Source organism: Xanthomonas boreopolis, assembly GCF_046529185.1.
GTDB classification, from domain to species: domain Bacteria; phylum Pseudomonadota; class Gammaproteobacteria; order Xanthomonadales; family Xanthomonadaceae; genus Pseudomonas_S; species Pseudomonas_S boreopolis.
The window spans coordinates 4,038,857-4,051,094 of the sequence record NZ_CP097162.1 but is presented as its reverse complement, the minus strand read 5'-3'; the positions used below and the strand labels follow the sequence as shown (position 1 = coordinate 4,051,094).

The following is a 12,238-nucleotide window of genomic DNA, read 5'->3' as shown; positions in this document are numbered from 1 at the left end:
CCGCATGAGCCGCCCCCACAACCGCGCCCTGTCACCGGCCGAGCTGCAGGCGTTCGGCGACGAACTGGACGCGCTGCGCGCGCGCACGCTGGCCGACGTGGGCGCGCGCGACGCCCGCTACATCCGCCGCGTCGCCGCCGCCGTGCGCTGGGCCGGGCTGCTCGGGCGCGCGCTGCTGTTCCTCGGCGCGTTCGTGCACGGCGCGCTGGTGCCGGCCTGGATCGCCGGCGTGCTGCTGCTGGCGCTGTCCAAGATCCTGGAGAACATGGAACTGGGCCACAACGTGATGCACGGCCAGTTCGACTGGATGGGCGATCCGCGGCTGGACGGCAACACCTACGAGTGGGACATCGTCGCCACCGCCGACAACTGGCGCAAGACGCACAACTTCCGGCACCACACCTACACCAACGTGCGCGGCATGGACGACGACATTGGCTACGGCCTGCTGCGCATCTTCCCCGAGCAGCGCTGGCGGCCGTTCTACCTGCTGCAGCCGCTGATCGCGCCGGTGTTCGCGCTGCTGTTCCAATGGGGCGTGGCGATCCAGGACCTGCGCCTGGGCCGCTGGCTCAAGGGCAAGATGAGCAGCCAGCAGCTGTGGCGCGCGTTCCGCCCGGTCGGCGCCAAGATGGGCCGGCAGCTGTTCAAGGACTACGTGTTCTTCCCGCTGCTGGCCGGCCCGTTCTTCCTGCCGGTGCTGCTCGGCAATCTGGCCGCCAACGGCCTGCGCAACGTCTGGACCTACGTGATCATCTTCTGCGGCCACTTCACCGCCGATGCCGAGACGTTCCCCAAGGAATGCCTGCGCGACGAATCGCGCGGCCACTGGTACCTGCGCCAGCTGCGCGGCTCGTCCAACCTCACCGGCGGCTGGCTGATGAACGTGCTGTCGGGCAACCTGAGCCACCAGATCGAGCATCATTTCTACCCGGACATCCCGGCCAACCGCTACGCTGAGATCGCGGTCGAGGTGAAGGCGATCTGCGCCCGCTACGGCCAGCACTACAACACCGGTTCGCTGCCGCGGCAGTTCGGCCAGGTGGCGTGGCGGATCCTGCGCCACGCGTTCCCGAGCCGGCCGCGCCGCGCCGTGCGGGCGCTGGCGACGCAGGCCGGCTGAATACGGCATTCGCGAATTCGGCGTGAAGCCGCCCGCCACGCCGGCTTCACCCGGGTCGAAGCACGCCGGCGCTAGCGTCCATGGTTCCTGAGCCAAGCAGGTAACCACACATGATCATCAAAGACGTGATGAGCCGGGACGTGACCGTGATCGGCCCCGAGCAGACCTTGCGCGAAGCGGCGGTGCTGATGCGGCAGAACGACATCGGCAGCCTGCCGGTCGGCGAGCACGACCGCCTGGTGGGCATGCTGACCGACCGCGACATCGTGGTGCGCGCGCTCGCCTCCGGTTCCGGCGCCGACAGCCCGGTGCGCGAAGCCATGTCCGGCTCGATCAAGTACTGCTTCGAGGACGACGACGTCGACAGCATCGCCTCCAACATGGCCTCGCTGCAGATCCGCCGCCTGCCGGTGGTCGATCGCGACAAGCGTTTGGTCGGCATCGTCTCGCTCTCGAACATGGCGCACAGCGAGGACATGGCCTGCGGCGTGGTCGCGCGGGGCGTCGCGCGGCCGCATTGAGTCGCGTCAGCCGCCGCGTTCCAATCGCCGGTAGCCGATCGCTTCGGTGAGGTGCGCGGTGGCGATGTCCTGGCTGCCGGCGAGGTCGGCGATGGTGCGCGCCACGCGCAGGATCCGGTGCATCGAGCGCGCCGAGAGCTGGAGCTGCTCGATCGCGCGTTCGAGCAGCTGCTGGTCGGGGGGCGCCAGCCGGCAATCGCGGTCGGTCGAGGCCTGGTCGAGCTGCGCATTGGGACGACCGGCGCGCTGCAACTGGATCCGGCGCGCGTGGTCCACGCGTTCGCGCACGCTGGCGCTGTCCTCGCTCGGCGGCGCGCCGGTGCGCAGTTCGTGCGGCGGCAGGCGCGGGACCTCCACGTGCAGGTCGATGCGGTCGAGCAGCGGGCCGGAGATGCGCCCGCGGTAGCGCCGGATCGCCTCGGGGCTGCAGCGGCAGCGCCCGCTCGCGTCGCCGGCCCAGCCGCAGGGGCAGGGATTCATCGCCGCGACCAGCTGGAAGCGCGCGGGGAAGTCGGTGCTGTGCGCGGCGCGCGCGATCGTCACCACGCCGGACTCGAGCGGTTCGCGCAGCACTTCCAGCGTCGCGCGGTTCCATTCGGGCAGTTCGTCGAGGAACAGCACGCCGTTGTGCGCCAGCGATATCTCGCCGGGACGCGGTTGCGCGCCGCCGCCCACGAGCGCCACCGCGCTGGCGGTGTGGTGCGGTGATCGATAGGGCCGCTGGCGCCAGCGGCCCAGGTCGATGCCGCGGCCGCTGACCGAGGCGATCGCGGCGGTTTCCAGCGCTTCGGATTCCGCGGCCGGCGGCAGCAGGCCCGGCAGGCGCGAGGCGAGCAGGGTCTTGCCGCAGCCGGGGCTGCCGAGCAGCAACAGGTGGTGCGCGCCTGCCGCGGCGATCTCCAGCGCGCGGCGCGCATGCGGCTGGCCGCGCACGTCGGCAAGGTCGGGCATCGCGTTCGTGGCGGGCCCGGCCGGGTGCGCGAGCTGCGCGCGCGGCAGCTCGGCCTGGCCGTTGAGGGCCGCGCAGACTTCCAGCAGGGTGCGGGCGGTATGGGCCTCGACGTTGCCGGCGATCGCCGCCTCGGCGCCGTTGCCGGCCGGCACCACCAGCTTGCGGCCGGCCCGCGCGGCGGCCAGCGCGGCAGGCAGCACGCCGTCGACCGCGCGCAGCTCGCCGGTCAGCGCGAGTTCGCCCAGGAATTCGTAGCCGTCCAGCACGCCACGGTCGATCTGGCCGTTGGCGGCGAGGATGCCCAGCGCGATCGGCAGGTCGAAGCGCCCGCCGTCCTTGGGCAGGTCGGCCGGGGCGAGGTTGATCGTGATGCGGCGCGCGGGATATTCGAATTGCGCGCACAGCAGCGCGGCGCGCACGCGTTCGCGCGACTCGCGCACCGCCGCTTCCGGCAGGCCGACCAGTTGCGTGGCCGGCAATCCGCCGGCGAGATGGACCTCGACCCTTACCGCCGGCGCATGCACGCCGGCCCGTGCACGGCTGTGCACCAGCGCCAGGCTCATGGTGGCGGGGATCAGGCGGCGGGAGGGATGTCGCCGGCGGCGCGCGCTTCGAGCGCGGCCACGGTCTTCTCCAGGGCTTCCAGCTTCTCGCGGGTGCGCAGCAGCACCGCGCGCTGCACTTCGAACTCCTCGCGGGTGACCAGGTCGAGCTTGGCCAGGCCGGCCTGCAGGGCGCCCTTGAAGGTGCTCTGCAGCTCCTCGCGCGATTGGCGCAGGCCGGGCGGCACCAGGTCGCTGAGGCGGCGGGCGAGGTCGTCGATGTGGTTGAGGTCGATCATCTGGGTTCTCCGGGTCCTGCAACGAAGCTAGTCGGTGCCTGCCACGCGGACCATCGGCAAGTCGTGCTTCCGCAGGTAAGGATAATCCTAGCCGCGCGGCGTGATGAGACTTGCGCGGCGGCACGTTATCCTGCCGGCCTGGCGCAAGCCCTCCGCGAGCGCCTCCATGTCCTGCGCGGGCGCCGACCGGGCGAACCCTCGCAAGCGCCCGCGCGTTCGCGCGGGAGGTTCGAACTACGGAGCATTACGCGATGAAGATGATCATGGCCATCGTCAAGCCGTTCAAACTGGACGACGTGCGCGAGGCGCTGGCCGGCTGCGGCGTGGCCGGCATCACGGTGACCGAGGTCAAGGGCTTCGGCCGGCAGAAGGGGCATACCGAGCTGTACCGTGGCGCCGAGTACGTGGTGGATTTCCTGCCGAAGGTGAAGATCGAGGTGGCGGTCACCGACGCGCAGGTGGACGCGGTGGTCGAGGCCATCGTGCGCGCGGCCGGCACCGGCAAGATCGGCGACGGCAAGGTCTTCGTCTACGACCTGGCCACCGTGGTGCGCATCCGCACCGGCGAATTGGATGCCGACGCGCTGTGATGCGCTGGTGAGGCCGGGGCTCGGGACCCGGGACCGGGGACCCGGGAAAGCGACAAGCCTGCTTCGGATCGCGTGCCGTTGTAGGAGAGGCTTCGGCCTCGACGGGCTTTACCAAGGAAGCCGGGACCCGGGACCCGGAAAAGCAACAAGCCTGCTTCGGATCGGGTGGCGATGTGGGAGGGACTTCAGTCCCGACGGGCTTTATCGGCCCTCTGTCGGGACTGAAGTCCCTCCCACAAAAAAGCAAACAGCCGCAAAAAGCATCAGATCGATTGACAGCCGAAGTCGGGCAAAGATGCTTTTCCCGAGTCCCGAGTCCCGAGTCCCGAGTCCCGAGTCCCGAGTCCCGAGTCCCGAATCAGGGCCTGCCGCGCTTGATCCGCTGGTAGAAGCGCTTCCAGCCATCGCGGATGCCGCGCACCCAGCGGGGTTCGGCGGCCATCGCCGCTTCTTCCGGGGTCGGGGCGACGCCGGCCAGGCGCTGGCGCATCTTCTGGAAGTTGGCGACGTCGCCGCGGAGCAACTGGCGCGAGATCGGGTTGCGGCGCAGCCAGCGCGGCACGCGCATCGCCGAGGTGAAGTCGATCAGCACGGGCACGCCCGCGCTGACCACGACGTTGGTGCCGTGCAGGTCGTTGTGGGTGATGCCGGCCGAATGCAGCTTGCGCAGCGCGACCTGCAATTGCTGGAAGACATCCTGCCCGACCGCGGCGCTGGCGCTCAGGGTGTCGCCGGGGATGAACTCCATGCCCAGGGCCAGGCCGCCGAGCGTGCCGAGCAGCGCCGGGGCATGCTTCCAGCCGCTGAGGCGGCGCAGCATCTTGGCCTCGTGGCGCACCATCAGGCGGGCGATCGGCGCCAGCGGCGTCCATTTGTAGCGGCTGTAGTCCTTCACCACGGCCAGCTGGCCGTTGAGGTGGGTGCGATAGACGTCCGGCTCCAGGAGCCGGGTGCCTTGCTTGAGCAGGACGGGGGCGTCCAGGGGGGCGACGGCCTGGCCGGCGCTGGGAATGGCGTTCATGGGCGGTTTTCTCCAGGGGACCCGGCCGGGGTTCGTCACGGCGGCGGGTCGAGGCGCGGTCCATGCGAGGAAGGCGCCGGAGAATTTTAGAACTTGCCAGTATTGGAATGCTTATTGTTAAAAAAATGAAATGTTCCGCTGCTGGAACGCCGAGGCGTCCCTGGTCCCCGGCAGAGCTCGGTCGCGCACTCTCCCCGGCGCGGCCAGGAACGGCTCCTTAGTGCCGGGCCGGCCTGGAAAAAACCCCTGGCGGCCCGGCCGTGCCGGCGTCGAAGCGCCCCGGGCGCCCCCGGAACGGACGAGGGCCCGGTTTCCCGGGCCCTCGCGGGGGATCACTCGCCCAGGGCCTGGGCGACGAACGGCGGCGCCACGCTGGCGCCGGTGTGCAGGTGCGCGGTGTAGTAGAGCGTCTGGAACGGCTTGGCCTGCGCATCGGCCTCGCGGAAGCCGAAGCCGAAGCCGGCCTGCTTGCTGGCCAGGGTCACGCTCCACCAGCCGGTCGGGTAGCACGGCTGCGGGAACGGCAGGGTCTTGAACGAGCGGAAGCCGGCCTTGCCCATCTCGGCGCGCATGTCCTTGATGAGGTCGAGCAGCGCCAGCGGCGATTCGGACTGCTGCACCAGCAGGCCGTCGTCCTTGAGCGCGCGGAAGCAGCTTTCGAAGAACGCCTTGTTGAACAGCCCTTCGGCCGGCCCGACCGGGTCGGTGGAGTCCACGATCACCACGTCCACGCTGCCCGGCTCGCAGTTGGCCATGTAGGCCACGCCGTCGTCGAACAGCAGCTCGGCGCGCGGGTCGCCGTTGGATTCGCACAGTTCGGGGAAGTACTTCTCCGACATGCGCGTGACCTGCTCGTCGATGTCGCACTGGGTAGCCTTCTCCACGCCCGGGTGCTTGAGCACCTCGCGCAGGGTGCCGCAGTCGCCGCCGCCGATGATCACCACGCGCTTGGGCGCCGGGTGGGTGAACAGCACCGGGTGGCTGATCATCTCGTGGTAGAAGAAGTTGTCCTTGCTGGTCAGCATCATCGCGCCGTCGATGACCATCAGCTTGCCCCAATCGGTGCTGTCGTAGATCTCGATCTTCTGGAACGGCGACTGCACTTCGTCCAGCTTGCCGGTGATGCGGAAACCGATGGCCGAACCGGTCGGCTGGAAGTGTTCGATGTACCAGTTGTCGTTGGTGGTCATTGCGGATGATCCTTGGAGGAAGGTGGGATGCGTTCCCTTCTCCCTCCGGGAGAAGGTGCCCCGAAGGGGCGGATGAGGGTACGAGCGAAGCCTTGTGCCGCCTGGCATCGCAAGGGGCTTGGCCCGACCCTCACCCCAGCCCCTCTCCCGGGGGGGAGAGGGGCTTCAGCGGGCGCGCATTGTAACGGCCGCGCGTGACCGCTGCTTGTAGAATGCGCGTCCGCGCCGCGCCGGCCCTTCCGCTGCGGCAATGGAAACGAATCCCCCGCACGGGATGTGCGGGTTCCTGCGAGGGAATCGCATCATCATCGCGCCGCCACGCGCCTGCCACAGCGAATAGCCATGACCCCCAGCCGTACCTGGTCCGCCGACCAAGCCCGCAAGACCTACTCGATCCCGCACTGGGCCGACGGGTACTTCGACGTGAACGCCGCCGGCCATGTCGTGGTCAGGCCGACCGGCGGCGACGGCCCGGCGGTGTCGCTGCCGGAAGTGGTCGATGCCGCGCGCGCGGCCGGCGCCAAGCTGCCGCTGCTGGTGCGCTTCCCGGACATCCTCGGCCAGCGCCTGGGCAAGCTGCAGGCGGCCTTCGCCCAGGCCCAGGCCGATTGGGACTACGCCGGCGGCTATACCGCGGTCTACCCGATCAAGGTCAACCAGCACCGCGGCGTGGCCGGCACCCTGGCCGGCCACCAGGGCGAGGGCTTCGGCCTGGAGGCCGGCAGCAAGCCGGAGCTGATGGCGGTGCTGGCGCTGTCGCGCCCGGGCGGGCTGATCGTCTGCAACGGCTACAAGGACCGCGAGTACATCCGCCTGGCGCTGATCGGCCGCAAGCTGGGCCTGCAGACCTTCATCGTCATCGAGAAGCCTTCCGAGCTGAAGCTGGTGCTGGAGGAAGCCAGGGCGCTGGACGTGCTGCCCGGCCTGGGCGTGCGCATGCGGCTGGCCTCGCTGGGCGCCGGCAAGTGGCAGAACAGCGGCGGCGACAAGGCCAAGTTCGGGCTGTCGCCGCGCCAGGTGCTGGACCTGTGGAAGAGCCTGCGCGACACCGAGTACGCGCCGTGCCTGAACCTGCTGCACTTCCACATGGGCTCGCAGATCTCCAACGTGCGCGACATCGCCAACGGCATGCGCGAGGCCACGCGCTACTTCGTCGAGTTGTCCAGGCTCGGCGCGAAGATCAGCCACGTCGACGTCGGCGGCGGGCTGGGCATCGACTACGAGGGCACGCGCTCGCGCAGCTATTGCTCGATCAACTACGGGCTGAACGCCTACGCCAGCAACATCGTGCAGCCGCTGGCCAGCGCCTGCGAGGAGCACGGGCTGCCGCCGCCGCGCATCGTCACCGAATGCGGGCGCGCGATGACCGCGCACCATGCGGTGCTGATCGCCAACGTCTCGGAGGTGGAGCAGGCGCCGGAAGGACGCGTGCCGGACGCGCACGCCGACGAGCCGGCGGCGATCCGCCACCTGCGCGAGATCCACGACGAACTCGACGTGCGCCCGGCGGTGGAGCTGTTCCACGAGGCGCAGCACTTCCATGCCGAAGGCCTGGCGGCCTACGCGCTGGGGCAGATCGACCTGGTCCACCGCGCCCGCATCGACGACCTGTTCTATGCGATCGCCCACGGCGTGCGCGCGCGCCTGAGTCACGAGGAAAAGAGCCACCGGCCGTTGCTGGACGAGCTCAACGAGCGGCTGGTCGACAAGTACTTCGTCAACTTCAGCGTGTTCGAGTCGATCCCGGACGTGTGGGCGATCGACCAGGTATTCCCGATCGTGCCGATCGAGCGCCTGGACGAGGCGCCGGACCGCCGCGGCGTGGTCTGCGACATGACCTGCGACTCCGACGGCATGGTCAAGACCTACGTCGAGAACGAGAGCCTGGACTCGTCGCTGCCGCTGCACGCGCTGCGGCACGGCGAGAGCTACCGGATCGGCTTCTTCCTGGTCGGCGCCTACCAGGAGATCCTGGGCGACATCCACAACCTGTTCGGCGATACCGACGCGGTCGAAGTCACGGTCGAGGACGGGCGCTACCGCATCTCGCAGCAGCGTCGCGGCGACACCACCGACGTGATGCTCGACTACGTCGGCTACAAGCTGGACGAGCTGCGCGCGGCCTATGCCGCGCGCGTGGCCGCCGCGCAGCTGCCGCCCGCGCAGGCGCAGGAACTGGCCGCCGCGCTGGAGGCCGGGCTGACCGGTTACACCTACCTGTCGGACGAACCGCTGGGTTGAGCGGCGGCCGGCGCGCTCCCGGGAGTCGCGCGAGCGCAGGCGGCTTCGATGGTCGTTCCCGTCCCGGCGGGAACGACGGGGCCGCGACGGACGTCAATGGGCGCTGGCCGGCGCGGGAGACGCGGTGGAAGCGAGACCCGGCGCTTGCTTCGGCATGTCCCGTTCCAAACGATCGCCCACCGCCTGCCGGATCAGCTCGGCGAGATGGGCGACCGCCGGTGCGCCCGAGGCACGGTGCAGGCGCAGCTTGATCGAACCCAGCGGCGGCAGGCCCATCGCGGCCGGCGGCAGCGGGCGCAGCCCGGGCGGCAGGCACAACGGCGTACGCAGGCCGATGCCCAGGCCCGCCTCGATCGCCGCCCAGACCCCGGCCAGGCTGGCGCTGCCGAAGGCGAGCCGCCATGACAGGCCGGCGCGGTCGAGCGCTTCGATCGCCGCGCTGCGCAGTGGGCAGGGCGCGTCGAGCATTGCCAACGGCACCGGCGACGCCGTGCCTGGCTGCCAAGCCGGCGGGCTCGCCGCGATCCAGCACATCGGCACGTCCGCGAGGACCTGGGCATCGTCGTGCACGACCGGGCCGGCGGTCTCGTCGTGCCAGGCGAGCACCAGGTCGAAGCGCCCCGCCGCCACGCCTTCCAGCAAGGCGGCGCCGCGACCGATCTGCGCCTCGACCTGCAGCTGCGGATGCGCACGCGCGAAGCGGCCGAGCACGGCAGGCAGCAATTGCTCGCCGAACTCGGCCTGCAGGCCGAGCCGGATCTGGCCATGCCAGCGCGGGCCGGCCAGGGCCTCCATCGCCTCGTCGTTGAGCGCGAGCAGGCGCCGGGCATAGCCGAGCAGGGTCTCGCCGGCCGGCGTCAGCGCCAGGCCGCGGCCCTGGCGCGCCAGCAGGGGCACGCCGGCTTGCTGTTCCAGCTTCTTGAGCTGCGCGCTGACGGCCGAGGTCGAGCGGTGCAGGCGCTCGGCCGCGCGGGCGAAGCTGCCCAGCGCCATGCCGGTGGCGAAGCTGCGCAAGGCGTCCAGGTCCAGGGTGGGCTCTCGCATCGATCATCCCGTTTTTCGGAATATTGTCTTCAGAATTATCCGTTTTACAGGACGTTTGGCCAGGCCTAACGTGGCTCTCCCATCCACCGAGCGTTTGCCATGTCCCCTCCGGCCACATCCCCTTCCCTGGAACCGCTGCGCACGCTCGCGCCGGCCTTCATAGACCTCAGCGAGCGCGTGCTGTTCGGCGAAGTCTGGCAGCGGCCCGGGCTGTCGCCGCGCGATCGCAGCCTGGTCACCGTGGCCGCCCTGGCGGCGCTGGGGCGGACCGCGCAGTTGCCGTTCCACCTGGAGTTGGCCGAGCGCAACGGGCTGGCCCGTGCCGAGCTGAGCGAGGCGATGACCCACCTGGCCTTCTATGCGGGGTGGCCTGCGGCGGTGTCGGCCTTGCAACGGCTCGCGGCGGCGGATGCCGAGGCGCGCTGAACGTTCCCCTTCCTTTCGTTCCTGCTTACGGAGTCACGACCATGCCCCTGATCCAGATCGACCTGCGCCGCACCACCTCCGAGCGCCTCCACGCGATCCAGGAGGGCGTCTACGCGGCGTTGCGGGAAACCTTCGAGGTGCCGGAAAACGATCGTTTCGTCGTGGTGAACCAGCACGAGGCGGATGAATTCTTCTACGACCCGGGCTATCTCGGCATCCAGCGCAGCGATGAGCTGGTGTTCGTGCGCATCACGTGCTCGGCGTCGCGCGGCGTGACGCAGAAGAAGGCGTTGTACCGGCGCATCGTCGAGAAGCTGGTGCAGTCGCCCGGGCTGCGGGCGGAGGACGTGTTCATCAACCTGGTGGAGACCTCGCGGGAGAACTGGTCGTTCGGGCTGGGGGAGGCGCAGTACGCGTAGAACCGCGACGGCGCGTGGCATCGCGGGTGCATGCGTGCCCGGTTTCAGGGCCGGGCGCGCACGGCGTGGCGCTGCGCGGCAACCCGGGGCATTTCCGCAGGTCGGGCAAGGTGCAGGGCGGCATGCCGGGCGACACCGTAAACATGTTATAAAGTATCAATAAGAGACTGCCCTGCCGTAATGCCCGACACGACCCCTCGCTCCCCGCGCCTGGCTTCCGTCGACCAACTGCGCGGCAGCGTGATGCTGCTGATGCTGCTCGACCACGTGCGCGAGACCTTCTACCTGCACCAGCAGGTCGCCGATCCGATGGACGTGGAGACGGTCTCGCCCGCGCTGTACCTGTGCCGGTTGCTGGCGCACCTGTGCGCGCCGGCGTTCGTGCTGCTCACCGGCCTGTCGGCATGGCTGTACGGGCAGCGCCAGGCCGATCCGTGCCGCGCCACGGCGATCTTCCTGGCCAAGCGCGGCCTGTTCCTGGTGGTGCTGGAACTGACCTTGGTCAATTTCGCCTGGACTTTCGATTTCCCGCCCCGGACCGTTTACCTGCAGGTGATCTGGGCGATCGGCCTGAGCATGCTGGCGCTGTCGGTGCTGCTGTGGATGCCGCGTCCCTGGCTGGCGGCGTTCGGTTTCGCGCTGGTGGCCGGGCACAACCTGCTGGACGGCGTGCGCGTGCAGGGTGATGGGGCGTTGGCGGTGCTCTGGAAGGTATTGCACCAGCGCGACTGGATCGTGCTGGCCGACGGCGTGCGCCTGCGCACCTCGTACCCGGTGCTGCCCTGGATCGGCGTGATCGCGCTCGGCTATGCGATGGGACCCTGGTACGCCATGCCGGCGCCGCGGGCGCGCCAACGCCGCCTGCTCGCCGCCGGCGTGGCGGCGCTAGCGGTGTTCGTGCTGGTGCGCGCCTGGAACGGCTACGGCGACCAGCCATGGACCACCTTTGCCGACCCGGTGCGCACGGCGATGAGTTTCTTCAACGTCACCAAGTACCCGCCGTCGTTGCTGTTCCTGTCGCTCACCCTGGGCATCGTGCTGCTGGCGCTGTGCGTGTTCGAGTGGGCGCCGTTGCAGCGCCAGCGCTGGCTCGCCCTGTTCGGCGCCGCGCCGATGTTCTTCTACCTGCTGCACCTGTACGTGCTGAGGCTGCTGCAACTCGGGGCGCAAGCCGTCCTGGGGGCCAACCACGGCGGCCAGTACGGGTTCGAAGGCATCGCCGCACTGCCGGCCTGCACGTTGCTGCTGGCGCTGGCGCTGTATTGGCCGGCGCGCGCCTTCGCCCAGTTCAAGGCGCGCCGGCGCGACCTGGCCTGGTTGCGCTATCTCTAGGCGCTGCGCCGATCCCCTTGAACGGGGGACGGCCGGAAGCGCATCGTCCAACGCGAAGATCGCACCCGTTGTTCCTCGGTTCGCCGTGGGCATCTCGCCGTCCGCGACCGAGGTCGTGCCGTGCGCGCGACTGGCATGGCGCGAAGTTCCCGGCACGACGCGGATGGCGCGTGACAGCGGCGTGAAGCTTGCGCGCGCCGGCGCGATGCGCGCGAAAAAAGCACGAAAAAACAGTGACTGATCGACGCAATGCCGCATTCGAATGTGCAGCACGGCCGGCGAAATCGTGACTGCGATCGCGGCCTCGTCCTTAACTGGGGAGGCGCGGATGGCGTTGCCGAAAATGCACATTGCCGATGTCGCCGGCGTGCTTCGATCCAGCGGACCCGCTATCGATGATCTGGTGGCGAGCGTGCTCCAGGCCAAGCCGCATCCGCGCGCCAGGGCTGGGCGCAGAATGATGCTTCGGGGAATGGGTTTGAACGTTTTCGTGCGGCGCCTCGCCGGGGCGCCGGCGCCCATGCTTGTGGTGCCATTC

General features: G+C 69.7%; 13 protein-coding genes. 8 read left to right on the top strand and 5 right to left on the bottom strand.

Going from position 1 to position 12,238, the window contains the following annotated elements:
- Nucleotides 1-4: 4 nt before the first annotated feature.
- Complete coding sequence (locus M3M27_RS18180) at nt 5-1,123, top strand: fatty acid desaturase family protein (protein WP_434026517.1); 1,119 nt, start codon at nt 5-7, stop codon at nt 1,121-1,123.
- A gap of 110 nt (nt 1,124-1,233) precedes the next feature.
- Nucleotides 1,234-1,644 (top strand): CBS domain-containing protein, encoded by a 411-nt coding sequence (locus M3M27_RS18175; RefSeq protein WP_434026516.1) that lies wholly within the window; start codon nt 1,234-1,236, stop codon nt 1,642-1,644.
- 6 nt (nt 1,645-1,650) lie between these two features.
- Here the strand turns inward: M3M27_RS18175 and M3M27_RS18170 are convergent, their stop codons facing one another.
- Complete coding sequence (locus M3M27_RS18170; protein ID WP_434026515.1) at nt 1,651-3,159, bottom strand: YifB family Mg chelatase-like AAA ATPase; 1,509 nt, start codon at nt 3,157-3,159, stop codon at nt 1,651-1,653.
- Nucleotides 3,160-3,170: 11 nt separating this feature from the next.
- A complete protein-coding gene (gene ubiK, locus M3M27_RS18165) occupies nt 3,171-3,437 on the bottom strand; it encodes a ubiquinone biosynthesis accessory factor UbiK (protein ID WP_434026514.1) in 267 nt (88 codons plus the stop codon).
- A 251-nt stretch (nt 3,438-3,688) separates the two neighbouring features.
- On the opposite strand from ubiK, the gene M3M27_RS18160 reads away from it, so the two are divergent.
- Complete coding sequence (locus M3M27_RS18160; protein ID WP_140727797.1) at nt 3,689-4,027, top strand: P-II family nitrogen regulator; 339 nt, start codon at nt 3,689-3,691, stop codon at nt 4,025-4,027.
- Nucleotides 4,028-4,385: 358 nt separating this feature from the next.
- Here the strand turns inward: M3M27_RS18160 and M3M27_RS18155 are convergent, their stop codons facing one another.
- Both M3M27_RS18155 and speE read right to left on the bottom strand, forming a co-directional pair.
- On the bottom strand, nt 4,386-5,048 hold the full coding sequence (locus tag M3M27_RS18155; protein ID WP_434026513.1) for an RIO1 family regulatory kinase/ATPase domain-containing protein: 663 nt from the start codon (nt 5,046-5,048) through the stop codon (nt 4,386-4,388).
- Nucleotides 5,049-5,380: 332 nt separating this feature from the next.
- Complete coding sequence (gene speE / locus M3M27_RS18150; protein ID WP_140727793.1) at nt 5,381-6,238, bottom strand: polyamine aminopropyltransferase; 858 nt, start codon at nt 6,236-6,238, stop codon at nt 5,381-5,383.
- A gap of 342 nt (nt 6,239-6,580) precedes the next feature.
- Between speE and speA the strand changes: the two genes are divergently transcribed.
- Nucleotides 6,581-8,479, top strand: coding sequence for an arginine decarboxylase (gene speA, locus M3M27_RS18145; RefSeq protein ID WP_434026512.1), 1,899 nt, complete (start codon nt 6,581-6,583; stop codon nt 8,477-8,479).
- Nucleotides 8,480-8,572: 93 nt separating this feature from the next.
- Here speA and M3M27_RS18140 read toward each other — a convergent pair whose 3' ends face one another.
- Nucleotides 8,573-9,523 (bottom strand): LysR substrate-binding domain-containing protein, encoded by a 951-nt coding sequence (locus M3M27_RS18140; RefSeq protein ID WP_434026511.1) that lies wholly within the window; start codon nt 9,521-9,523, stop codon nt 8,573-8,575.
- A gap of 99 nt (nt 9,524-9,622) precedes the next feature.
- On the opposite strand from M3M27_RS18140, the gene M3M27_RS18135 reads away from it, so the two are divergent.
- From M3M27_RS18135 to M3M27_RS18120, 4 genes are all read left to right on the top strand, one after another.
- Entirely contained in the window at nt 9,623-9,949 is a 327-nt protein-coding gene (locus tag M3M27_RS18135; RefSeq protein ID WP_434026510.1) for a carboxymuconolactone decarboxylase family protein, read from the top strand.
- 41 nt (nt 9,950-9,990) lie between these two features.
- The gene (locus M3M27_RS18130; RefSeq protein WP_140727785.1) at nt 9,991-10,368 is read left to right on the top strand and encodes a tautomerase family protein; all 378 of its coding nucleotides are present in this window, start codon (nt 9,991-9,993) and stop codon (nt 10,366-10,368) included.
- Between the two features lie 180 nt (nt 10,369-10,548).
- The gene (locus M3M27_RS18125; protein ID WP_434026508.1) at nt 10,549-11,700 is read left to right on the top strand and encodes a DUF1624 domain-containing protein; all 1,152 of its coding nucleotides are present in this window, start codon (nt 10,549-10,551) and stop codon (nt 11,698-11,700) included.
- 85 nt (nt 11,701-11,785) lie between these two features.
- On the top strand, nt 11,786-11,941 hold the full coding sequence (locus M3M27_RS18120) for a hypothetical protein (RefSeq protein WP_434026507.1): 156 nt from the start codon (nt 11,786-11,788) through the stop codon (nt 11,939-11,941).
- The last annotated feature ends 297 nt before the right edge of the window (nt 11,942-12,238 follow it).

Excerpts from the sequence above, each read along its gene's own strand:
- M3M27_RS18130 (WP_140727785.1), top strand. The coding sequence starts at position 9,991 with ATGCCCCTGATCCAGATCGACCTGCGCCGCACCACCTCCGAGCGCCTC.
- ubiK (WP_434026514.1), bottom strand. The coding sequence starts at position 3,437 with ATGATCGACCTCAACCACATCGACGACCTCGCCCGCCGCCTCAGCGAC.
- M3M27_RS18170 (WP_434026515.1), bottom strand. The coding sequence starts at position 3,159 with ATGAGCCTGGCGCTGGTGCACAGCCGTGCACGGGCCGGCGTGCATGCG.
- M3M27_RS18160 (WP_140727797.1), top strand. The coding sequence starts at position 3,689 with ATGAAGATGATCATGGCCATCGTCAAGCCGTTCAAACTGGACGACGTG.
- M3M27_RS18140 (WP_434026511.1), bottom strand. The coding sequence starts at position 9,523 with ATGCGAGAGCCCACCCTGGACCTGGACGCCTTGCGCAGCTTCGCCACC.
- speE (WP_140727793.1), bottom strand. The coding sequence starts at position 6,238 with ATGACCACCAACGACAACTGGTACATCGAACACTTCCAGCCGACCGGT.
- M3M27_RS18175 (WP_434026516.1), top strand. The coding sequence starts at position 1,234 with ATGATCATCAAAGACGTGATGAGCCGGGACGTGACCGTGATCGGCCCC.
- M3M27_RS18135 (WP_434026510.1), top strand. The coding sequence starts at position 9,623 with ATGTCCCCTCCGGCCACATCCCCTTCCCTGGAACCGCTGCGCACGCTC.
- M3M27_RS18125 (WP_434026508.1), top strand. The coding sequence starts at position 10,549 with ATGCCCGACACGACCCCTCGCTCCCCGCGCCTGGCTTCCGTCGACCAA.
- M3M27_RS18180 (WP_434026517.1), top strand. The coding sequence starts at position 5 with ATGAGCCGCCCCCACAACCGCGCCCTGTCACCGGCCGAGCTGCAGGCG.
- M3M27_RS18155 (WP_434026513.1), bottom strand. The coding sequence starts at position 5,048 with ATGAACGCCATTCCCAGCGCCGGCCAGGCCGTCGCCCCCCTGGACGCC.
- speA (WP_434026512.1), top strand. The coding sequence starts at position 6,581 with ATGACCCCCAGCCGTACCTGGTCCGCCGACCAAGCCCGCAAGACCTAC.